Annotated in this window: 27 protein-coding genes and 1 other RNA gene; 15 read left to right on the forward strand and 13 right to left on the reverse strand. The window is 65.5% G+C overall.

The window, feature by feature from the left end; genetic code table 11:
- The first annotated feature begins 100 nt into the window (after positions 1–100).
- Complete coding sequence (locus AC3D24_RS05980; RefSeq protein ID WP_489029065.1) at positions 101–1,309, forward strand: cation:proton antiporter; 1,209 nt, start codon at positions 101–103, stop codon at positions 1,307–1,309.
- Positions 1,310–1,450: 141 nt separating this feature from the next.
- Here the strand turns inward: AC3D24_RS05980 and pspF are convergent, their stop codons facing one another.
- Positions 1,451–2,488: a phage shock protein operon transcriptional activator gene (pspF, locus tag AC3D24_RS05985; protein ID WP_489029066.1), complete on the reverse strand. Its 1,038-nt coding sequence runs from the start codon at positions 2,486–2,488 to the stop codon at positions 1,451–1,453.
- Positions 2,489–2,660: 172 nt separating this feature from the next.
- Here pspF and AC3D24_RS05990 point away from each other — a divergent pair, with 172 nt between their 5' ends.
- The 10 genes from AC3D24_RS05990 (at position 2,661) to AC3D24_RS06035 (ending at position 6,189) form a co-directional block, all read left to right on the forward strand.
- Positions 2,661–2,804, forward strand: a complete 144-nt coding sequence (locus AC3D24_RS05990; protein WP_168711631.1) for a hypothetical protein — start codon at positions 2,661–2,663, stop codon at positions 2,802–2,804.
- A gap of 52 nt (positions 2,805–2,856) precedes the next feature.
- Positions 2,857–3,522, forward strand: a complete 666-nt coding sequence (gene pspA / locus AC3D24_RS05995; RefSeq protein ID WP_489029068.1) for a phage shock protein PspA — start codon at positions 2,857–2,859, stop codon at positions 3,520–3,522.
- Between the two features lies 1 nt (position 3,523).
- Entirely contained in the window at positions 3,524–3,811 is a 288-nt protein-coding gene (gene pspB / locus AC3D24_RS06000) for an envelope stress response membrane protein PspB (RefSeq protein ID WP_380779091.1), read from the forward strand.
- Between the two features lies 1 nt (position 3,812).
- A complete protein-coding gene (gene pspC / locus AC3D24_RS06005; RefSeq protein ID WP_056482352.1) occupies positions 3,813–4,196 on the forward strand; it encodes an envelope stress response membrane protein PspC in 384 nt (127 codons plus the stop codon).
- 32 nt (positions 4,197–4,228) lie between these two features.
- The gene (locus tag AC3D24_RS06010) at positions 4,229–4,504 is read left to right on the forward strand and encodes a hypothetical protein (RefSeq protein WP_489029071.1); all 276 of its coding nucleotides are present in this window, start codon (positions 4,229–4,231) and stop codon (positions 4,502–4,504) included.
- Positions 4,505–4,516: 12 nt separating this feature from the next.
- Positions 4,517–4,810: a hypothetical protein gene (locus AC3D24_RS06015; RefSeq protein WP_253070602.1), complete on the forward strand. Its 294-nt coding sequence runs from the start codon at positions 4,517–4,519 to the stop codon at positions 4,808–4,810.
- Between the two features lie 12 nt (positions 4,811–4,822).
- Positions 4,823–5,176: a hypothetical protein gene (locus tag AC3D24_RS06020; RefSeq protein WP_446741115.1), complete on the forward strand. Its 354-nt coding sequence runs from the start codon at positions 4,823–4,825 to the stop codon at positions 5,174–5,176.
- Complete coding sequence (locus AC3D24_RS06025; RefSeq protein WP_136190431.1) at positions 5,173–5,415, forward strand: hypothetical protein; 243 nt, start codon at positions 5,173–5,175, stop codon at positions 5,413–5,415. The genes AC3D24_RS06020 and AC3D24_RS06025 overlap by 4 nt, the downstream gene beginning before the upstream one ends.
- Before the next feature lie 11 nt (positions 5,416–5,426).
- Positions 5,427–5,666, forward strand: coding sequence for a hypothetical protein (locus tag AC3D24_RS06030; protein WP_380779085.1), 240 nt, complete (start codon positions 5,427–5,429; stop codon positions 5,664–5,666).
- A gap of 112 nt (positions 5,667–5,778) precedes the next feature.
- Positions 5,779–6,189: a SufE family protein gene (locus AC3D24_RS06035; protein ID WP_489029074.1), complete on the forward strand. Its 411-nt coding sequence runs from the start codon at positions 5,779–5,781 to the stop codon at positions 6,187–6,189.
- A gap of 63 nt (positions 6,190–6,252) precedes the next feature.
- Here the strand turns inward: AC3D24_RS06035 and AC3D24_RS06040 are convergent, their stop codons facing one another.
- Positions 6,253–6,597 (reverse strand): (2Fe-2S) ferredoxin domain-containing protein, encoded by a 345-nt coding sequence (locus AC3D24_RS06040; protein ID WP_489033067.1) that lies wholly within the window; start codon positions 6,595–6,597, stop codon positions 6,253–6,255.
- Complete coding sequence (locus AC3D24_RS06045) at positions 6,597–7,136, reverse strand: J domain-containing protein (RefSeq protein ID WP_056058203.1); 540 nt, start codon at positions 7,134–7,136, stop codon at positions 6,597–6,599. The genes AC3D24_RS06040 and AC3D24_RS06045 overlap by 1 nt, the downstream gene beginning before the upstream one ends.
- A gap of 215 nt (positions 7,137–7,351) precedes the next feature.
- Between AC3D24_RS06045 and AC3D24_RS06050 the strand changes: the two genes are divergently transcribed.
- Together AC3D24_RS06050 and AC3D24_RS06055 are read left to right on the forward strand one after the other, a co-directional pair.
- The gene (locus AC3D24_RS06050) at positions 7,352–8,932 is read left to right on the forward strand and encodes a SulP family inorganic anion transporter (protein WP_489029076.1); all 1,581 of its coding nucleotides are present in this window, start codon (positions 7,352–7,354) and stop codon (positions 8,930–8,932) included.
- Positions 8,929–9,567 (forward strand): carbonic anhydrase, encoded by a 639-nt coding sequence (locus AC3D24_RS06055; RefSeq protein ID WP_489029078.1) that lies wholly within the window; start codon positions 8,929–8,931, stop codon positions 9,565–9,567. The genes AC3D24_RS06050 and AC3D24_RS06055 overlap by 4 nt, the downstream gene beginning before the upstream one ends.
- A 161-nt stretch (positions 9,568–9,728) precedes the next feature.
- Here AC3D24_RS06055 and AC3D24_RS06060 read toward each other — a convergent pair whose 3' ends face one another.
- The 10 genes from AC3D24_RS06060 to AC3D24_RS06105 all read right to left on the reverse strand — a co-directional run bounded on the left by AC3D24_RS06060 (position 9,729) and on the right by AC3D24_RS06105 (position 19,553).
- Entirely contained in the window at positions 9,729–11,675 is a 1,947-nt protein-coding gene (locus AC3D24_RS06060; protein WP_489029080.1) for an energy transducer TonB, read from the reverse strand.
- 105 nt (positions 11,676–11,780) lie between these two features.
- Positions 11,781–12,165, reverse strand: an RNA gene (gene rnpB, locus AC3D24_RS06065) — RNase P RNA component class A.
- 90 nt (positions 12,166–12,255) lie between these two features.
- Positions 12,256–12,888: an N-acetylmuramoyl-L-alanine amidase gene (locus tag AC3D24_RS06070; RefSeq protein WP_489033069.1), complete on the reverse strand. Its 633-nt coding sequence runs from the start codon at positions 12,886–12,888 to the stop codon at positions 12,256–12,258.
- Between the two features lie 167 nt (positions 12,889–13,055).
- Positions 13,056–13,898 carry a CheR family methyltransferase gene (locus AC3D24_RS06075; protein ID WP_489029082.1) on the reverse strand — a complete coding sequence of 281 codons (843 nt, stop codon included), beginning with the start codon at positions 13,896–13,898 and terminating at the stop codon, positions 13,056–13,058.
- Positions 13,895–14,983, reverse strand: a complete 1,089-nt coding sequence (gene cheB / locus AC3D24_RS06080) for a chemotaxis-specific protein-glutamate methyltransferase CheB (protein WP_489029084.1) — start codon at positions 14,981–14,983, stop codon at positions 13,895–13,897. Before cheB ends, AC3D24_RS06075 begins: the two co-directional genes overlap by 4 nt.
- A 52-nt stretch (positions 14,984–15,035) precedes the next feature.
- Complete coding sequence (locus tag AC3D24_RS06085) at positions 15,036–15,401, reverse strand: response regulator (protein WP_489029086.1); 366 nt, start codon at positions 15,399–15,401, stop codon at positions 15,036–15,038.
- A 75-nt stretch (positions 15,402–15,476) separates the two neighbouring features.
- The gene (locus AC3D24_RS06090) at positions 15,477–15,905 is read right to left on the reverse strand and encodes a chemotaxis protein CheW (protein WP_489029088.1); all 429 of its coding nucleotides are present in this window, start codon (positions 15,903–15,905) and stop codon (positions 15,477–15,479) included.
- Positions 15,902–18,190, reverse strand: coding sequence for a chemotaxis protein CheA (locus AC3D24_RS06095; protein ID WP_489029090.1), 2,289 nt, complete (start codon positions 18,188–18,190; stop codon positions 15,902–15,904). The genes AC3D24_RS06090 and AC3D24_RS06095 overlap by 4 nt, the downstream gene beginning before the upstream one ends.
- A 113-nt stretch (positions 18,191–18,303) precedes the next feature.
- A complete protein-coding gene (locus AC3D24_RS06100; RefSeq protein WP_489029091.1) occupies positions 18,304–18,948 on the reverse strand; it encodes a histidine phosphotransferase family protein in 645 nt (214 codons plus the stop codon).
- 161 nt (positions 18,949–19,109) lie between these two features.
- A complete protein-coding gene (locus AC3D24_RS06105; protein WP_489029093.1) occupies positions 19,110–19,553 on the reverse strand; it encodes a M67 family metallopeptidase in 444 nt (147 codons plus the stop codon).
- Positions 19,554–19,570: 17 nt separating this feature from the next.
- On the opposite strand from AC3D24_RS06105, the gene AC3D24_RS06110 reads away from it, so the two are divergent.
- Together AC3D24_RS06110 and rpoH are read left to right on the forward strand one after the other, a co-directional pair.
- The gene (locus AC3D24_RS06110) at positions 19,571–20,518 is read left to right on the forward strand and encodes an RluA family pseudouridine synthase (RefSeq protein WP_489033071.1); all 948 of its coding nucleotides are present in this window, start codon (positions 19,571–19,573) and stop codon (positions 20,516–20,518) included.
- A 78-nt stretch (positions 20,519–20,596) separates the two neighbouring features.
- Positions 20,597–21,499, forward strand: coding sequence for an RNA polymerase sigma factor RpoH (gene rpoH / locus AC3D24_RS06115; protein ID WP_056048373.1), 903 nt, complete (start codon positions 20,597–20,599; stop codon positions 21,497–21,499).

Below are 21,499 nucleotides of genomic sequence, written 5' to 3' on the forward strand. Positions count from 1 at the left end.
GGATCGAAGGACGCGCATATTGCCGCGCTCTGTTCCGTTGAATACTATCGCTACCGTAACGAAGCCGGCGGAGGGAACCGACCGGGCCCGAGGGGACCATATGCACGCCATGACGCCGACGGAGGTTTTCCTCCTTGCGATGCTCATCATCTTCACGGTGCCGTATCTGGTGTGGCGGCTCGGGCGGACCGATTACTGGGCGCCGCTGGTGGTGGTGCAGATCATCGGCGGCATCCTGCTCGGGCCGGGTGTGCTTGGCGCGGTGTATCCGGACTATTACGCGACGATCTTCACACCCGCGACGATGGGATCGCTTAACGGTGTGGCGTGGTGGGCGGTGATGATGTTCGTCTGGGTCGCCGGCATCGAGCTCGACCTCGGCGAGGCCTGGAAGCGGCGCGGCGAGACGGGCGTCACAGCAGGGCTCGCGCTCGCGGTGCCGCTGGTCACCGGCAGCATCGCCGCGGCGCTGATGCTGCGCTATCCCGGCTGGCGAGGACCGGACGGCGCGACGTGGCAGGTGGTGCTCGGCATCGGCATGGCCTGCGCGGTCACCGCCCTCCCGATCCTCGTCCTGTTCCTCGAAAAGCTCGACATCCTGCGCGAGCCGATCGGCCAGCGGATCCTGCGCTATGCCAGCCTAGACGACATCGCGATCTGGGGCGTGCTGGCACTGATCCTGCTCGATTGGGAGCGCGTCGGCCGACAGGGCGGCTTCCTCGTCGGGTTCGCGGTCGCTACGTTGCTGGTGCGCAAGCTGATGGGCATGATCGAGGAGCGCGATCGCTGGTATGTCAGCCTGATCTGGCTGGCCGGTTGCGGGTTCGCGGCAGACTGGGCGGGGCTGCACTTCATGGTCGGCGCGTTCCTGTCCGGCGCGGTGCTCGACTCGAAGTGGTTCACGACCGCGAAGATGGACCAGTTCCGCCACTTCGTGCTGCTCGCGGTGATGCCGGTGTTCTTCCTGTCGACGGGGTTGAAGACGCAGTGGGCGGTCGGCGGCTATGCGGTGTTCGGCGCGGCGGCGTTGCTGCTGGTCGCGTCGGTAGGCGGCAAGCTCGCGGGCGTTCACGCGGCGGGACGGATCCTGAAGTGGCGGCCGGGCGAGGCGTCGGCGATCGGCTGGCTGCTCCAGACCAAGGCGTTGATCATGATCATCTTCGTCAACATCCTGCTGGATAAGAAGATCATCACGAATGAGACCTTCACCGCGCTGCTGCTGATGGCGCTGGCGAGCACGATGCTGACCGTGCCGATGGTCGCACCGAAGCTGAAGAAGCTGGCCGGGTTGGTCGGGAAGAGCGGGTAACGCAACACCTACGATCCTCCCCCGCAAGGGGGAGGTGGCGCCGAAGGTGACGGAGGGGGAGGCAAGCGAAACCTCTGCTCCGTGTCCTCCCCCTCCGTCTGGCAAGAGCCAGCCACCTCCCCCTTGCGGGGGAGGATTACTTTAACCTCCCGCGTTGAGGAGGTCGTGGCGCTTCAGGGCGTGGCGGAGTTGGTCGTAGCTCAGGCCTAGCGCATCGGCGGTGGCGCGTTGGTTAAAGCGGTGTTCCGACAGCGCGCGTGACAGGAGGTCGCGTTCGAAGCGGGACACGCGAGACTTGAAGTCCGAAGGGCCTTCTTCGCACGCGACGACCGGATCCTCGCCTTCATCCGGTTCGGCCGCGCGCGGAGTCACCACCATAGGTTTAGGCGCGGTCGAGGCTCCCGGCCGGTGCGGAGACTGAAACGGGTCGATCTCTATCGCGTCGATCGGCCCGGTCTTCTCCCACCGATACACCGCGCGCTCGACGACGTTGCGGAGCTCGCGGACATTGCCCGGCCAACGATACGCGATCAGCGCATCCATAGCTGCCGGGCCGAAACCCTCCCAGCGCTCGCGACCGAGTTCGGACGCCATGCGCCGGCCGAAATGCTCGGCCAGCACGACGACGTCGCCGGTCCGCGCGCGTAAGGGCGGCAAGGTCACCACCTCGAACGACAATCGGTCGAGCAGATCGGCCCGGAACTCGTGCCGGTCGACCTTGTCGGGCAGATGCTCGTTGGTCGCCGCCACGATCCGTACGTCTACCCGCATCGGCCGCGACGAGCCAATCCGCGTGATCTCGCCATATTCGACCGCGCGCAGCAGGCGGTCCTGCGCGGCCATCGACAGCGTGCCGAGTTCGTCGAGGAACAGCGTCCCGCCATCCGCCTCCTCGAACCGCCCGACCCGCGCCTTCGTCGCACCGGTGAACGCGCCTGCTTCATGCCCGAACAGTTCCGCCTCGATCAGCGTCTCGGGCAACGCCGCGCAGTTCATGATCACCAGCGGCTGATCCCACCGCGGCGACAGGCGGTGAAGGCGTTCGGCGACCAGTTCCTTGCCCGTGCCGCGCTCGCCGATCACCAGCACAGGACGGTCCAGCGCCGCCGCCCGCGATGCGCGTTCGAGCGCGGCCATGAACGTGCCGGACTCGCCGATGACCTGTGTGGTTCGCTCCATGGCGAAGATGTGGCGCGAATTCCCAACTCTTGGCAAGCTTCCGCCACAGCCCAAACACCTGAAATCGCGCAAACCCCTGCAATCTCGCCATTTTCGAAACTGGCACGACTGATGCAATGCTTCAGGCAACCCGCCGAATAGCGGAAACGACCATCCTCAAAGGGGACCCACCATGTTCAACACCACCATCGCCCGCACCGTCGTCGCCGCCCTCTGCACCATCGTCGCCAGCGCAACCTGCGTCATCGGCGCGGTAGGACCTGCGACCGCAACCAACATGACGCCTATCGCGGCAACCACCGCAATCGTGGCATAAGACCCCGACGGCTCGCCAAGAGCCTCGGGCCGACCCCTGGAGTAGGATTTACATGGGCATCTTTTCCCGCACCCGCGACATCGTCGCCGCCAACTTCGCCGATCTCATCGAGAAGGCCGAAGACCCGTCGAAGATGATCCGCATGATCATCCTCGAGATGGAGGAAACGCTGGTCGAGGTTCGCGCCTCCGCCGCGCGCACCATCGCCGACCAGAAGGAGATGCGCCGCCATATCTCGAAGCTGGAGCAGCTCCAGGACAACTGGACCGAGAAGGCCGAACTGGCGCTGAGCAAGGACCGCGAGGACCTCGCCAAGGCAGCCCTGGTCGAGCGTCAGAAGGCGTTCGACATGGCCGAGCAGTTGAAAGGCGAGGTCGGCGTGCTCGACGATGCTCTCCGGGCTTCAGAAGAGGACATCGCCAAGCTCCAGACCAAGCTCCGCGAGGCGCGCACCAAGCAGAACGCGGTGCAGACCCGGCTTGAGAGCGCGAACAACCGAACGCGCCTACGCGAGATGTACAACGGTCCGAAGACGCACGAGGCGTTCAGCCGCTTCGACATCCTCGACCGCCGCGTCGACGAGGCCGAGGGCCGCGCGGATGCGATGGGGCTCGGGGTCGTCAAGTCGCTCGAAGAGGAAATCGCCGAGCTGCGCAGCGACGACAAGGTCAACGCCCAGCTCGCCGCGCTCAAGGCGCGCATGAAGAAGGACGATTGAGATGGATGACCTGACCCCCGTTCTCGTCTGCGCCGTGCTCTTCATCGGGCTGCCGTGGGTGATCCTGCACTACATCACAAAGTGGAAGCAGGCGCCGCGGATCACGGAGGAAGACGAAAAGCTGCTCGACGAGATGCAGGCCTTGGCCCGCCGCCTCGAAGACCGCGTGATGACCGTCGAACGGATCATCGCCGCCGACAATCCCGACTGGAAGCCGGGTCTTGGCACCACGCAATCGCCGTATCTGTCGGACCATCAGTCCGACCGCACTTCTGATCGGAGGAACTGAGATGTCCGGCAGCCGCACACAGTTTTACCTCGATAAGCAGAACGCCAAGTGGAAGGGCGTCTGCGCCGGGATCGCCGACTACACCGGCGTCGACGCGCTCTTCGTCCGGGTCGGGATGGTCGTCCTGACGCTTGCCGGGGGCTTTCCCTGGACGCTGCTGGCCTATTGGATGGTCGCCTGGATGGGCCATGCCAAACCGATCGGCCTGTACGAGACGCCGGACGACGCGAAGTTCTGGCAGGGCGTCCGCTCGAACCCGAAGCGCTCGACCGCCGAGGTCCGCAGCAAGTTCCGCGACATCGACCGCCGCTTGGCCGACATCGAGACGCATTACACCAGCCGCTCAAGCAACAGCCTTGCGGCAGAGATCGACAGCCTGCGCTGAGACGCGGCGTCGATCCAAAAGGGGAGAATACCATGCCACCGGAAGCAGCACTCACACTGGGTATCATACTTGGCACGCTGGCAACGCTGACGATCCAGGCATTTGGTCGGCGCAAGGCGCGGATCGCGTTCAAGGCCGCGAACCGGGATGCGGAACGCACCATCGCGCTGCTCGACAGCGAGAATGCGCGCCGCACCGGCCAGATCGACCGCTTGCAGGAGCGGATCCAGGTCCTCGAACGGATCACCACCGATCCCGCCGAGCGCACCGCCCGCGAAATCGAGGCGCTTCGCCTCCAGCCGAACTGAAGGGATACTGCAATGGATTGGGGTTTGATCATACCGATCGTGGCGATTTCGATCGGACCGGTTGCCTGGGTTGCGAACAACTGGGTCCGCGCAAAGCATGGCTTCGAGCCAGAAGCGCGCCGCCGCAGGCGCGGGCGGGATGGCGATGTCGATGGCGAGCGCCAGGTATTGCTGCTCAGCAACGAGAACGAGCGCCTGACCGGGCAGGTCTCCCGCCTCGAGGAACGGATCGCGGTCCTCGAGCGCATCGCCACCGATCCCGCCGAGCGTACCGCTCGCGAGATCGAAGCACTCCGCGATCGCTGAGGGACATCGGTCATGGACGGATTTACGGTTTTCATGCTTGCCATCGTCTGTGTCGGCGCGCCCGTCACACTCGGGATCGGCAGCGAGATGTTCAAGAGCTGGTTGCGGCACAAGGAGACGATGGCCACCGCGCTGAACGCGCAGACCGCGGAGAAGGCGGCGCAATATGCCGCCCACACCGAACGTCTCGAACAGCGCGTCCGCGTGCTGGAACGGATCGCCACCGATCGCGGCACCGGCGTCGCCGACGAGATTGAACGGCTCCGGGTCGAACCAACCCCATCCCAGGCGGTACTGTCACCCGCATCCCCACCGATCGCGCTGACGGCCCGGCACCCGAGCCTCGTTGAAGGAGAAACACGATGAACCCCTTTTCGATGGTCGTCTGCATCGTGCTGATCGTGATGGCCGCCAAGGTGCTGACCGCGCGCTACCGCGCGATGGGCGACGCCCCGGCCAAGCCGGCCGACAGCATCGATACGCTGCGGCTGCGCGACGAGGTGCAGCAGATGAAGGAGCGTATCCAGGTTCTGGAGCGCGTGATCACCGACAACCACAAGAGCGTCGATCTCGACCGAGAGATCGAACGGCTCCGCGACCGCTAGAGGAGGCGGACATGATCGAACCCAACGTCTATATCACGCTCGCGCTGGCGAGCCTTGCCGGACTCGCGATGGTCGTCGCCGGGGGACTGGCCGGATGGCGCGGCTGGCTCTCGCTGCGACGGATGGAACTGGATCAGATGCATGACGGCCGGATGCCGGTCGCAGTGTCGACCGGATCGCGGATCGAGATCGCGGACCTGAAGGAACGCATCAAGAAGCTCGAGGCGATCGCCGCCGGGGTGGATCTTTAGGACTTACCCGGCAAGCATGTTCCCCCGCGAAGGCGGGGGTCCAGACTGGGCCCCCGCCTTCGCGGGGGAACACGGTGTTGAAGCGCTACGGCCGAACCGCTACCGGTCGGGAATGGCATCCCTTTCCGACATCCGCGAAGAATATGAGTTTCTGGACAGCAAGGACGATCGACAGCGGCTCCTTATCGAGCTCGGCCGCGAGTTAGAGCCGATGCCTATGGCTTTGAAGGTCGACAAAACTCTAGTTAGAGGGTGTAACGCCTCCGTTTGGACGTACCCGACCCGCAACACAGATGGATCACTGCATTTTCTAGCAGACTCAACATCGGCGATAACAAAAGGCATTATCGCGCTCGTCGTTACGATCGTTCAAGATCTCCCACCAGCCGATATACTGTCGCTCGATATCAATAAGCAGTTGGAGCCGTTCGATGTAAAGAACCACCTCTCTTCGAGCCGCACATCTGGAATTCCCAATATGATCGCGCTGATTCGCGAGACCGCCGAGCGATACGCGACTTAACGCGAGAACCGTGCCCTCACCCCTCCCACGGCCAAGCGGCCGCTGGCCCCTTCCCTCTCCCCCTCAGGGGAGAGGGAGAGACGCCAGAGGCGGCGAGGGTGAGGGCAAGCTCGCCTGCTCGCTCAGCGTCGCAACGACCTCATCGGCATCGGCACCGGCCGGCACCAACATCCACCGGTCCGGCCGAGCGCCGTCGACCATCACCACCGCGTTCTTCGGGCAAACCCCGAGGCACTTGACCTCGACCACCCCGCGTTCCGCCTTGCGGCCCTTCTTGACGCCGAGTGCCTTACGCAACAGCTTCACGAGGGGCGTCCGGCCCTTTTCGCCAAACCCGCCATCCAGCTTCTTCGAACACTTCCCGCAGACCAGCACGCTTCCCTGCCAGCGACTGGCGAGGACCCGGATCACGCCGGTTTCCAAGTCCGCTGGTCTTCGGCGACCTTCAAAACCTCATAGGCCGCCTGCACGCCCTGAAACCGCTTCGCCGCGTCCTTGTCGTTCGGCCGCACATCCGGATGGTTGGCCTTGGCCATCCGTCGCCACGCCGCCCGCACGTCTTCGAACGTCGCATCGGGCTCCAGGTCCAGCACCTCCAGCGCACGCATCTCGTCGCGCGAGCGGCTGCCGTCACCCGAGCCTGCCCACGCGTAATGCTTGGGATCGGTATAACCGTCCGCGGTCCGGGTCTCTGCCGCCTCGCGCTCCGCCGCTTCCTCCGCGCTCAAGCCTTCGAAGTAATTCCAGCCGCGATTATATTCGCCAGCGTGGTTCATGCAGAAATACCAGCGGTCCGGGCTGTTAGGTGATTTCGGTGCCGGGCAATTGCCGGGCTCGTTGCAACCATGCCGGTCGCACAGCCGCACCGTCACCGCCTCGGTGCTCGCGCCATATTCGCGCCAGCGCGGAAAACCCCAGTCGGAAGATCGTGTCGTGCTTCTCGCCATAGCGCCCCGAGATAGGCGTCCCCGCAGACAACGCAACCGTACGCGGCAAAGCGGCTCAAACTCCCACAGCCCGATAATCTTCCGCGTCGCAACATTCCGCCTTGAGTCAGCCACCGTTCATCGATTACTGAACATGAACTATTTGTCATGTGGCATGGATAGATGCGTCCGCGTCGGACATATTCCCGGCCGACACCTTAGCGACAGGAGCCCTGGTGCCGACTCTCATTCCAAAGCTTACCACATGGCGCGCGGATCTTCCCGCCTCCATCGTCGTCGCGCTCGTCGCCCTGCCGCTGTGCCTCGGCGTGGCGCTCGCGTCCGGCGCGCCGCTGTTCGCCGGTGTCATCTCGGGGATCGTTGGCGGTATCGCCGTCGGCCTGTTCTCGAAGTCGCCGCTGTCGGTCAGCGGCCCCGCCGCCGGCCTGACGGTCATCGTGCTTACCGCGATCGAGAGCATGCCGAGCTACCAGATGTTCCTGATGGCGGTCGTGCTCGCCGGCGTGCTCCAGATCTGCTTCTCGTTGACCCGCGCCGGCATCCTCAGCGAATTCGTGCCGTCCTCCGTGATCACGGGCATGCTCGCGGCGATCGGCCTGATCCTGATCCTCAAGCAGATCCCGCACGCGGTCGGCTTCGATCGCGAGGCCGAGGGCATCTTCGAATTCACCACCGCGAACGGCATCAACACCTTCTCGCGCATTTTCGACAGCCTTAGCGCTGCGGTCACGCCGGGGGCGATCCTGATCGCCTCGGTCAGCCTCGCTTTCCTGTTCTGGTGGGATGGCGCAAAGCCGAAGGACGGGCCACTCCGCTTCGTTCCCGGTCCTCTGGTCGTCGTGCTGATCGGCATATTCGGCAATTCGCTGCTCGGCGCGGTAAAGCCCGAATGGCAGCTCAAGGCGACGCATCTCGTCCAGGTACCGATCACGCAGACGCTGTCGCAGTTTCCGTCGCTGTTCACCTTCCCCGATTTCTCGGGAATCACGATGGGTGTCGTGTGGACCAGCGCGGTAACGCTCGCGATCGTCGCCAGCCTCGAATCGCTGCTCAGCGTCAAGGCTGTCGACGAGATCGATCCGCGCCGCCGCTCGACCGACAAGAATTGGGAGCTGATGGCGCAGGGCGGCGGCAACATCATGTCCGGCCTGATCGGCGGCCTGCCCGTCACGTCGGTGATCGTCCGCTCGTCCGCGAACGTCGACGCGAAGGCCGAGAGCAAGCTGTCGACCATGCTGCACGGCTTCTGGCTGCTGGTCAGCGTCGCGCTGATCCCTGCGGTGCTGAACCTGATACCGCTGTCGGCGCTTGCCGCGGTGCTGATCGCGACCGGCTACAAGCTGACCAAGCCAAAGCTGTTTACCGAGCGCTTCAAGCAGGGCTGGACGCAGTTTATCCCGTTCGTCGTCACGGTCGCCGCGATCCTGTTCACCGACCTGCTTGAGGGCATCGTCATCGGCCTGGCGGTCGGGTTCGTGTTCGTCGTCGCGCGCAACTTCCGCACCGCGATCACCTTTGCCTGCGACGATGACGATTGCCTCGTGCGTGCCCGCCGCAATCTCTACTTCATCCACAAGTACGAGCTGCAGAAGTCGCTCGACCGGGTGCCTGACAACGCCAATTTGCTGATCGACCTGTCGTCGACCAGCTATGTCGATCTCGACAACGTCGACATCATCAACGCCTTCATCAAGGGCGCCGAATATCGCGGCATCACCGTGCTGATCCGCGGCGATCTCGCGATGCGCACGGTGAAGCTGATCAACGCCCCCCAGACCGAGGTCCGTTTCGCATGAGGCAGTACAAGCAGCTCCTGCTCGCCAACAAGGCGTGGGCAGCCGAGATCATCGAGGAGAGCGCCGACTTCTTTCAGCGTCAGCTGATCGGCCAGAACCCGGAATTCCTGTGGATCGGCTGTTCGGACAGCCGCGTGGGCCCCGAACAGATGACGATGACGCCGCCGGGCAACATGTTCATCCACCGCAACATCGCCAATCTGGTCAACGACGACGACATGAACCTGATGTCGGTGCTGCAATACGCGGTCGACGTGCTCGGCGTGCGCCACATCATCATCTGCGGCCATTATGCGTGCGGCGGCATCCGCGCGACTCTCGACGGCGGCACCACCGGGCCGGTCGACGACTGGCTCAGCACCGCGCGCAGCGTCCTGCACGATCACGCCGACGAGATCGACGCGCAGCCCGACCGCGAGCAGAAGGTCAACCGGCTGGTCGAGGTCAATGTCCGCGACCAACTCATTCGCCTCGCGCGCACCGCGACGATCCAAGGTGCGTTCGCCCGCGGGCAGGAAGTGCTGCTCCACGGCTGGGTCTACGACATCCGCGACGGCCTCATCAAACCAATGATGGAAATCGATTCGACGACCGTGCTCGAAGAGGTCGGCCGGCCGGAAAAGGTGCTGGTGTAAACAATCGGGATCAGGCCTTTCGCCGATCCTCCCCCGCAAGGGGGAGGTGTCTGGCGCTTGCCAGACGGAGGGGGCGGTAAGCGCCAACGTCGGTTTCGTATCCCCCCCTCCGTCGCCTTCGCGCTACCTCCCCTCGCGGGGGAGGATCGCAAAGCGACACATCACCCCGGCATCTTGAACCGCACCTGCTGTGACAAACCGCCACAGCCGACGCCGCCATCGGGGCGGAAGGTCTTGCTCCACCGCGCCCCTGCCACCGTCTGCACGCCCGCCTTGGTGAACACGAACGGGGGGTAGCTCAACACGGCGCGCTGGTTGAGCACCCGGCCATCGGCATCGACATCGAACTGCGTCTTTGTCCACCCCTCGAACCCCCATTGTCTCGCTTCGTCGGGGAAGGTGCCGCCAGCCGACAGGAACCGCGGCGGCGCATCGAGAATCGCGCACTGGTTCGCGGCCAGCCCCGACCGCTCGAACGTCGCGCGCGCGGTGGCGGTCTCACCCGCCTGCTGCTGGAGTGAAGCGAGACGGATCAGCGCACCGACGCGCAGTGGATCGTTTGTGGCCAGACGCTTGTCGTCAGCGACCTGCTGCAACAACGTCGCGCGGCCGCTCCGCGAATCGGTCTTCTCGGCGACCAGCAACAGGATGGCCGACCGCGCCTTGGGATCGTTCGCATAGGCCGGTGTCGACGCGAGCGGCATCACGGCGCGCGCGTACGCGCCATCCTTCCAGCTGTCCGCGCTCGCGGTCTCGCGGATGCTGATGTCTAGCGGCAGCCGTGCGGTCGGCGGTGCACCCTGCGCTTCGGCGATCGCGAGCGCACGACGCGCGAGGACGTTGCTCTCTTCACGTCCGACAACCGCATTGTTCGCGAGTTGATACAGCGGGGGCAGTGCCGCGAGCGAAGCAGGCCCCGACTTCGCTTCGGCGGCAGCCAGTGCCGCACGCTGGCGCACGACGGCAACGGCATCGGCGCCACGCTCCTCGGTCGGCAGCGCGAGGCCCTTCGATTCGAGCCACGTCGCCATGTCCGCGTCGAGAAATTTGCCGATCGACGGACGCTCGAATGCGGTCGAACAGCGCATTTCGACACGCACATTGTAGCGGAAGAATGCCGGCAGCGCCTTTACCTGCTCCGCGGTCCAAGACCAGTCGCGGACCGCACGCGCAAACTCGAGCGCGACCGCGCCACCACCCGCCGCATAGATCGGAGACACGTTGCGCACGACGCCGTCGTCGCCGATCGAGAACTCGACCACCGCCATGTCCGCCGGCCGCAGGTCGGCCTCGCCACCGCACGGCGGGACGTCCATCTGCACGGCAGGGTCGAACTCGCCTTTGGTAAGCCGTCCGGCGCCGGTCATCGCCATATAGCGCCGCGCATCGTCCGACTTGCCCGATAGCAATGATGCGATCGCCGCATCGGACCGGGCGGACACGTCGCGCAAGTCGGTTTGGGTGGTCAAGCCGCCCAGCTGCTTGACGGCATCCACGGCATATGTCCGAGCTGGCTCGTATGCGCCGCGATTGAGCAACAGGATCGCATGACGCCGCGCGATATCGGCCTTCAACGGCTTGTCGGCGGACACCGTCTTGAGGAGCGCATCGACCCGCGCCAATGCAGCCTCTGCCGCCACGGGATCGGTGAACGTAGCGACGCTGGCGAATCCGAGCATCGACGCAGCCTTCAGCGCAGGCATGTCCGCGGCACTCTCCGCGCTTCGGAACGCATCGCCTGCCCCCGCATAATCAAGCGCGGTCTGAGCAATCAGGCCGAGATCGTAATAGGCACGCCAACGATCCTCGGCGAGCGTCGGATCGGTCGCCGGCAACAACGCCAGTCCGGCTCGCGCTGCAGTCACTGCGTCGTCCGAGCGGTCGAGCTTGAACAACGCCGCGCTCTTGCGGATCAGTGCGACGCCGCGGCTGCGCGAACCCGGCTTGGTCCGCGCCTCCAGCTTTTCCCACGCCGCAAGCGCTGCGACCTTGTCGCCCTTCGTATCGAGAGCGGCGGCGGCGTCGAAATCCTGCTGCACCGTCGTCGCGGGAACCTGGGCGATCACCGGCGCCGCCACTTGGAGCGTCGCCGCGGCAATTGCCATCATGCCCGCTCCCACGAAACCTACCCTGTCGAAACGCATTACTAACCCCCGGCGTTATTTCGTCGCAGTCTGCAATGATTGGGGAAAGTCTGCAATGGTTCGGGAAAGGATGCCAGAGGGTCTGTAAGCCGGGTTCTGTCCATTCCCGATCCTTCGATACGGGAGTTAGGCGACCATTCCTCTAGGACGACGGTTGCCCGCCGCCTCAAGCAATCAACCCGGGTGACGAGCTGAAACGAAGCCCATGTGCCACCCCTATTCGATCTTGCTCCCGGTGGGGTTTGCCGTGCCGCCCCTGTTACCAGGCGCGCGGTGCGCTCTTACCGCACCCTTTCACTCTGACCGCCCCGGCTTGCGCCGAGGGTTGGCCGTCTGCTCTCTGTGGCACTTTCCCTGAGGTCACCCTCGCCGGGCGTTACCCGGCACCGTCGTTTCGCGGAGCCCGGACTTTCCTCGCGTGTCCTAAAACACCCGCGGCCGCCCGACCCTCTGGCGACGCGGTCACTAGCGCGGGTGCAAGCGATGCACCACCGTTTTTCGCTGATGTACTGCGATCCCCCCCGCCGGGGGGGAGGATCGTTCGTCAGTCGTCGCCCATCGGCTTGGGCAGCAGCAGCGCCAGCAGGATGCACCGGCATTCCGCATCGACCTCGCCGTCCACGAGTTCCGGACGGAACCGCCGCTGGAACGCCATCGTTGCCGCCATCCGGTTCTCGACATCATACCCGAACCGTTCCAGCGCAAGGCAGAAGCCCCCCTCGGTCCAGCCGGGGTCCATCAAATTCTTGGTTGGCCGCGGCAACGCCAGCCGCCGCCGCGCGAGTTCATGCCATGGAAACAGTTCGCCGGGGTCGCGCTTGCGGGTGGGCGCGATGTCCGAATGGCCGACGATGTTGCCGCGCGTGATCTCATGGCGATCCTTGATCTCGGCAACGAGCGGGATCAACGACGCGATCTGCTCGGCCGGGAACGGACGATAGCCGAACTCATGGCCGGGATTAACGATCTCGATGCCGATGCTCGCCGAATTCACGTCCTCGATCCCGCGCCAGTGCGAGCGTCCGGCGTGCCATGCGCGCTTGTCCTCGGCAACCATCCGCAGGACGGTGCCGTCTTCCTCAATCAGATAATGCGACGAGACCTTCGCTTCGGGATCGCGCAACCGGGCGATCGCCGAGGCGCCGTCCTGCATACCCGTATAGTGCAGCACGATCATCGTAATGGGCAGCGTGCGATCGTCGAAATTCGGTGACGGTGTCTCGATGAACCTCAAGCCGGCTTCCCCCAGAGCGTATCGCCCCTGTTCCGACACGCGGCGTGCGTGCGGTGGCAGGGACGACATACACCGCGCTTGCCGATGCGGAAACCCGAACTGCGCCGCGCTCAGGCCGCGGCTTGGCTCCGAGCCTCGTCGCCCATCGTCTGGTAGAAGCCGCGAAAGCGTTTGCTGGGTTCGAACAGCCGGGTCTGGCCGATCACGGTCTCGCCTGCCCCCATCACCAGCTTGCCACCGGGGTTAAGCGCCGCCGCGATCTTCGGGAACACCTGCCCCTTGGTGTCGGTCGACAGATAGAGCAGCACGTTGCGACACAACACGATGTCGAACCGCCCCGCCGGCGGCTGATCAGACACGAGGTTCATGCGGCGGAACGCGACCATCTTCACGAGCTCGGGTTTCGCCACCCAGTCGCTGCCGGTCGTATCGAACCAGCGGATCATCCGACGGACCGGCAGCCCGCGCTGGATCTCGAACTGCGTGAAACGCCCCGCGCGGGCACGGGCGATCGCCGCTTCGGAAACGTCGGTGGCGACGATCTCCGGCATCGGCGCGCCACTCGTCTCGCTGCGTTCGGCGAACAACATCGCCAGCGACAATGGTTCCTGCCCGGTCGAGCAACCCGCACACCAGATCCGCACGCGACGGCGTTCCGATTCAGCGAGCGCGACCGCCTCGATCAGCAGGTCAAACACCTGCGCATCGCGGAAGAACGAAGTCTCCTGATTGACCAGCGCGTCGACGATCCGGTCGCCGATCTGCCGGTCGCTGCCTTCGAGCAATTGCGTCACGAGCTGGTCCAGCGTTTCAAGCTTCCGGTCGCGCAACAGCGGTTTCAGCGCGGTATCGAGCCGCCAAGACCGATAGGCTGCGATCTGCTGTCCGGTGCGCGCCTCGAGCAGCGCGGTAAGGACGTTGATCGCGGTCTGCGAAGGCGCAGCCGGTGTCATGGACGACGCCGCGTCGCGACGAGCCGACCGATCGCGTCGGGCGGCAGGACGGCGTCCGCCACGCCCGACGCTGCGACTGCGCCCGGCATGCCCCAGACCACCGAGCTCGCCTGATCCTGCGCGACGACACAGCCGCCCAGATCGTGGACGTGGCGCGCACCCTCGGCACCGTCGCGGCCCATGCCGCTAAGGATGATCGCCAGCATGCGCGGGCCGTAGACGTCCGCGATCGACGCCAGCATCGGATCGACCGACGGCATGCAGCCGCTGACCGCCGGATCATGCGTCAGGCGGAACGCCGCGCCGCCATCGCTGAGCTTCACGCATTTCAGATGCGCGTCGCCGGGCGCGATGACGATTCGACCGGGCCGAACCCTCAGCCGATCGGTCGCGACTTCGCACGGCCGCCCGGCAAGCAAGGCGATCTGCGCCGCGAAATAGGGCATGAACGATGCCGGCAGATGCTGGGTGATGATGATCGGCAGGCGAAAGCCGCTGGGCAGTTCGCGAAACAGCTGGCTCAGCGCGTGGATGCCGCCGGTCGACGCGCCGATCGCGACGATGTCGTAATCCTCGCTGCCGGTGCGGGGCGTGGCGACCGGAACCGCTGCGGCGGGTCGCGTCGGCAGGGCGCGGATCACGATGGCCGGGGGCAGTTGCACGACGGTCTCGCAAAGCCGTTCGAGCTTGGCGACCAGCGCCGAGCCGAACCGCCCCGACAGCGCACCCGCGGAGGGCTTTTCCAGCGTTTCCGCGGCGCCGAGCGCCAGCGCCTGCACGGTCGCGGCGCCGCCGTCATCCGCGGATGACGAGACGATCAGCACCTTGGCCCCCCGCCCCGCGGCGATCAGGTCCGGCAGTGCGGTCAGGCCGTCGACGCCCGGCATCTCGATATCGAGCAGGATGAATTCGACTGTCGTGCGGCCGAGAAACTCCAGCGCCGCCTTTGCCGTACCGACTGCGCCGACCACCGAAAACCGGTCGCTCGCGTCGATCAACCGCGCGATCACCGCGCGGGCCACCACCGAATCGTCGACGATCAGCACCCGTGCCGTGTCGGCGATGTCGCGAGCGGCATCCCGCAACGGGGATGCCTGCAACGATGAGGGGAATCTGCTCGCCACGATCGGGTCCGGTTCAGGCCATGCCGACGATCTGGAGCTTCGATTCGAGCGTGTCGCGGTCGAACGGCTTCATGACGTATTCGTCCGCGCCCGCCTCGATGGCCGCGCGGATATAGGCCATGCCGTTCTCGGTCGTGCAGAACACCACCTTGGGCCGGCGCGGCACGTCCGCCTCGCGCAGCGCACGCAGGAAATCCATCCCGCTCATCACCGGCATGTTCCAGTCGAGCAGGATCACGTCGGGAATCGACGCCAGGCACGATGCCAGTGCCTCGCGGCCGTCACACGCTTCGGTGACGGTAAAGTCCAGCGTCTCGAGGATGTGACGCGCGACCTTGCGGATCACCTTTGAATCATCGACGACGAGACAGGTCTTCATGGAAAGCCTTCCAGGGGTAAATCGTGAGTCGGTCTACGCGGCAAAGCGTAAGCACCGGGTTAAGCAACGAAATTATCAGGCAGCGAGCGCAGCCGCCGGAATGACCGCGGCGAGATCGAGGATCAGCAACGGCTCGCCGTCGCGTTCGACCAGACCGGTGCCTGCCGCGGCCCAGCCACGGTGCAGCGCGAGCCCCGACGACAGCGGCACCCGCACGAACGGTGCGACATCCTCGACCGAATCGACCAGGATCGCGTAATGATGCCCCTCGACCGCGGTGATCACCGCGCGCCGCACGGTCGTCGGCGTCGGCGCGAGGCCGAGCGCCGTGCCGGTGTCGATCACGGTCACGACCCGGCTGCGGAGTGCCGCCAGCCCGCGAACGAACGCCTCCGCGCGGGGAACCGCGACGATCTCGCCGATATCAACCACCGAATCGACCTGCGCCGCGGCAATCGCGACGCCGCGCCCGGCGATGTGCGCCACCAGAAACAGGTCCGTCACAGCGCCCTCCGAGCGGCCAGCGCGGCGATCAGCGCCGGCCGATCATAGCGATAGACGCTGGCATCGTCGGCCCCATCCGCACTTTTCGTGCGCCGCAGCGTCACCACCGGCGCCAGCGTCTCGCGTACCGGAGAGTCTTCCATCGCCAGCGCAACCGCGGCGACCTCCCCCTTCGCCAACGTCGTCACGCACCGATAGCCGGACGCCTCCAGCGCCGGCTTGAGGAACGTCTCCATCCAGCCCGAACCATCGACCTGCAACAGGCACACCGGCGGCGACGCGATCACCACAGGCTGGCCCGAGAACAGGGCGTGCGGATCGACCAGCTCGACCTGCTCGCCCGCGATCAGCACCACGCCCGCGATCGGTCCTGCGCCCCGCGCCGGTGCGACCTCGCGGGGCAGTTCGACGATCTCTATCGCCTCGGCAATCGCATAGGCCATCTCGCTTTCGCCATCGGTCAGCCGCAATACGGCGACGTCTTTCCGCGTCCCGAGATCGCCAACCGCGTACAGGGGAATGATCGCGTCACCGATCGACAGCCGCATCGCGCCTGCGGACCAGCGGATCGCATCGGTCGGTACTGGTTCGACACGGTCGATGACGGCCAGCGCGATCGCCCGGCGCGCGCCATCGAGATCGTCGAACAGCAACGCCGGCACGCCGGGTACGATCTCCTCGACGATCGCCGTGTCCGCCGCGGTGACCGGCGCGAACCGAAGCCCGGCGACTGCAGCGACGCCCGACACATCGAGCAGCAGCATCGGCAGGCCGTTGTCGGGCAAGGTCTTGCCCGCATAGACGCCGGTCGCCATCACCGCGGGCGACGCGGGCTTCACGACCAGCTCCTCGGTATCGAGCACGGTGTCGACGCCAAGCGCGTAATCGCCCTCGCGGGTCGATACGATCACCAACGTCGGCGGCGAGCCGGTCCCGAGAGCGAACAGCTGTGCGAGCGAAACCAGCGGCATACGGCGACCGCGCACCGTGGCCGTCGCCGCGTCACCGATCGTATCGATTCGCACCTGGTCCCCGCGGACCATGACGATTTCCTCGATCGCCTGACGCGGCAGGGCGAAGCGCTGCGTGCCGACGCCGACGATGATCGTCGACAGGATCGACAAGGTCAGCGGTACGTGGATGACGATCCGAAGCCCGCGCCCCGCCTCGTTGGTCAGCACGATGCGACCGCCGATCTGCTCGATATTGGCCCGTACGACGTCCATGCCGACGCCACGGCCCGAGATCGCGGTCACCGCATCGCGGCTCGACAGCCCTGCCGCGAAGATCAGGTCGAGCCGCGATGCCTCGCTCATTGCCGCCAGTTCGGCTGGCGTGTGGAGCTTCTTCTCGGCAGCCTTGGCGACGATCCGGGCGACGTCGATGCCCTGCCCGTCGTCGCTCACCTCGATGAGAATCTGGTTGCCGGACTGGCGCGCGGACACGACTAGCCTGCCGGTCTCCGGCTTGCCCGCCGCGCGCCGCGCCAACGGGGTCTCGATGCCGTGGTCGATCGAATTGCGGATGATATGGACGAGCGGATCGCGCATAAGCTCGATCATCTCGCGGTCGAGTTCGACATCGGCCCCCTCGATCACGAGGTTGACCGCCTTGCACAGCTCCGCACTGGTATCGCGCACCATCCGCGGCAGCGCCGAGAACAGCGCATCGACTTTCTGCATGCGGGTCCGCGTGACCGTATCGCGCATGTCGGCGACGGTCAGCGACAGCCGCTCCAGCGCCGCCTCGACCTTTGGATCGACATCGCTGTCACGCAGCCGCCGGGCGAGCTCGTTACGCGCGAGCACCATCTCGGACATGCCGCTCATCATGTGATCGAGCAGGTCGACGTTCAGCCGGACGCTGCGGCTGGCGCTGCGCCCGACGGTGGCGGCGGCGACCGGCGCGACAGGCCGCGCGTCGGGCGCGAGTGCGGCGATCAGCAGGTCCTCGCCCGAATCGTCGAGTGCCGCGCCGCTGTCGATCGCTTCGACGATCTCGGCGATCCGGTCGACGATGCCGAGCACGGCGTTGACGAGCGCGGTATCAGGGGTCCGCTTGCCGTCACGCACCGCAGCCAGCACGTCCTCGGCCGCATGGCTCAGGCGCGCGAGCCGCGGGAGATCGAGAAAGCCGCAGCTTCCCTTCACGGTGTGGACGAAGCGGAAGATCGCGTCGAGACGCGCACCATCGGCGGGTGCAGCCTCCCACGCGACGATCTCGCCGGAGATCGCCTCCAGCGTTTCGCGCGTCTCGGCAATGAATTCCTGTAACAGATCGTCCATGCGAGCCCCGCGTTCGAGGCACCGTCATGCATGGCGGAGGTTAAGAGGCCGTTAGCTCTGGCGGGTAACCTGATCCTCCCCCGCAAGGGAGACGATCGTAAAAGCCGACGTCTTTACCCAGCGTCGAACACCGCGCCGAAGATCATGATGTCGTCGGCAGGCTCGGATACCACGACCGTCCCTCCGGCATCGGTAACGATCGTATTGATCATGTACGCGGCGGCGGCGCGCGGGGTGACGGTGTGGACGCCCTCGCCCTGCACCAAAGTCCGACGAATTTCGGGATCGAGCACGATCCGTGCACCCTCGATCTTCACGACGATCTCCAGCTGGCCTTCATTGTCCTCGCCACCGACTTCCATCGTGCCGCCGCGGACCAGTGATTCGGTCGCGATCAGAACGAGGTTGAGCAGCACCTTCACCGCGGACTTGGGCATCGCCGGCGTCTCGACCGCCCAGACGAACTTGATCCGCTTGTTCTCCGCGACCAGCCCCTCGATCGCGTTCCGGGCTTCATGCGTGTCGACCAGTTCGCCGAACCCGCCAGCCGCACCGAACGCGAGTCGGAAGAATTTCAGCTTGCTGGCCGACGCCCGCGCGCTGTCGGCGAGCAACTGCATGACGCGCTCGCGCATCGCCGGATCGGTTTCGTCGGCAAGCAGCTCCAGCCCGTTGTTGAGCGCCCCCACCGGCGACAGCAGGTCGTGACACAGGCGCGAACACAGCAGACTCGCGAAATCGACCGGGCTGACCGTCATGAAAATCCCCTCGTTACAGCCTGTCTTCTGGCGGGGGTGGGACTGGTGCGCAAGTGGTGGTTGGGATCGACAATAGGCGACGCGATCCAGGCCACTACACTCCACCCCGGCGAAGGCCGGGGCCCAATTGGGGAACATTGCCAACTAAACGCTGCGCTCCGTTACTCCGACCTTCCCAATTGGGCCCCGACCCTCGCCGGGGTGGAGGTGTCTTCAATACGCTGGATCGCCTCCTCGACGAACGCCCCCACTTCAACCGACCGCCAAGCCCGAGCCACGCCGCTGCCGAGGATCACCCAGACCGCCCCATCCCCCATAGCCTGTGCCGCATCGCGCGCAGACGGAACCGGCAAGCCCGAAGGATGCGAATGATAATGCCCCATCACCGCCAGCCCTCCCCCCCGAGCCCGCCGATACGCCGCAAACAACGCCGTCGGATCGATCTCGAACGTCCGCGCCGGGCTCGCCGCGACATTCGCGCATGTCTCCGCCGCCTCGATCCGCCCCGCAGCGCCGAACAAAAGCCCGCAAATCTCCGCATCCGGCGAAGCCTTCGCCTCCGCCAACAATCGCTCCAGCAATTCGCTTGAAATCGTCACGCTCATCGCCACATCGCTACGACATGGACCGGGGGGTTTCCATCGTCGAAGCATCGATTACGCCGGCCACGGATGGCTGGAGGCTCGACCGCGCGCTCGCCGAAGTGCTGCCCGACATGTCGCGTGAGCGGTTGAAGGCGCTGATCGCCGCAGGGCAAGTGACGCTCAACGGCCGAGAATGGCGCGATTCGGCAAAGAAGGCCGCGACCGGCCAGGTATTTGCGGTCGCGATCCCGCCGCCGACCCCGCTCCATAACGAAGCGCAGGATATCCCGCTCGTCGTCGCGTACGAAGACGACGACCTGATCGTGATCGACAAGCCCGCCGGCCTCGTCGTCCACCCCGCCGCCGGCAATTTCGACGGGACGCTGGTCAACGCCCTGCTCCACCACTGCGCCGGCAACCTCTCGGGCATCGGCGGCGTCGCGCGACCTGGCATCGTCCACCGCATCGACAAGGATACGTCCGGGCTGATGATCGCCGCCAAGACCGATCGCGCGCACGAGGGCCTGGCAAAGCAATTCCACGACCACAGCATTGATCGGCGCTACAAGGCGATCGTCGGCGGCATCCCGCGCCCGCCGAGCGGGACGGTCGACGCACCCCTCGCGCGGAGTCCGCAGAACCGCAAGAAGATCGCGATCGTGCAGGGCGGCAAGCGCGCGGTGACGCATTTCTCGACGATCGAGACGCTCCGCGATGCTGCACTGATCGAGTGCCGGCTAGAGACCGGGCGCACGCATCAGGTGCGCGTGCACATGGCGTCGATCGGCCACGCCTTGTTGGGGGACCCGGTCTATGGTAGAACAAAGCAAGCTCAGAAGTCGCTGCTCGAAACGCTTGGTTTCCGCCGGCAGGCCTTGCACGCGGCGCATCTGGGGTTCATCCATCCGGTGAAAAGCATCGCTTTGGCGTTCGAAAGCGAAATGCCCGCAGACATGCAGGAACTGTTCACCCAGCTTCACGTATAGATAATCGACACTATGCCGCAACGCGGCAATCGGGGGCCGCGGTGCGGCAATCGAGGTCAGCAGAAAGGGATTACGACAATGGCAGCCCGCTCCAACGTTCCAGCGACGATTCCTGCGCTCGGCAGCGAGGCGGGTCTCAATCGCTATCTCGCCGAGATCAAGAAATTCCCGCTGTTGAAACCCGAGCAGGAATACATGCTCGCCAAGCGCTTCCAGGAGCATGGCGACACCGAGGCCGCGGCGCAGCTGGTAACCTCGCATCTCCGCCTCGTGGCGAAGATCGCGATGGGGTATCGCGGCTATGGCCTGCCGACGTCGGAGCTGATCTCCGAGGGCAATATCGGCCTGATGCAGGGCGTGAAGAAGTTCGAGCCCGAGCGTGGTTTCCGCCTCGCCACCTATGCGATGTGGTGGATCCGCGCGTCGATCCAGGAGTATATCCTGCGCTCGTGGAGCCTCGTGAAGATGGGGACCACCGCCGCGCAGAAGAAGCTGTTCTTCAACCTGCGCCGGATGAAGAGCCGTCTCGATGCGTTCGAGGATGGCGATCTGCGTCCCGAGCACGTCACCAAGATCGCCACCGATCTTGGCGTTGCCGAGACCGACGTCGTCAGCATGAACCGCCGCATGGCGATGGGCGGCGACACGTCGCTCAACGTGCCGATGCGCGAGGACGGCGAGGGCCAGTGGCAGGATTGGCTGCAGGACGATGCGCCGCTGCAGGACAAGATCGTCGCCGATGCGCAGGAGGCGGACGTCCGCCATTCGATGCTGGTGTCGGCGATGGACGACCTCAACGAGCGTGAGCAGCATATCCTCACCGAGCGCCGTCTGACGGACGATCCGAAGACGCTCGAGGAATTGTCGCAGGTCTACGGCGTGTCGCGCGAGCGCGTGCGGCAGATCGAGGTGCGTGCGTTCGAGAAGCTGCAGAAGGCGATGATGCGGATCGCCGGCGAGAAGCGCCTGCTGGCGGCGTAA

The sequence above is a fragment of the Sphingomonas sp. SL1004 genome (genome assembly GCF_057815015.1).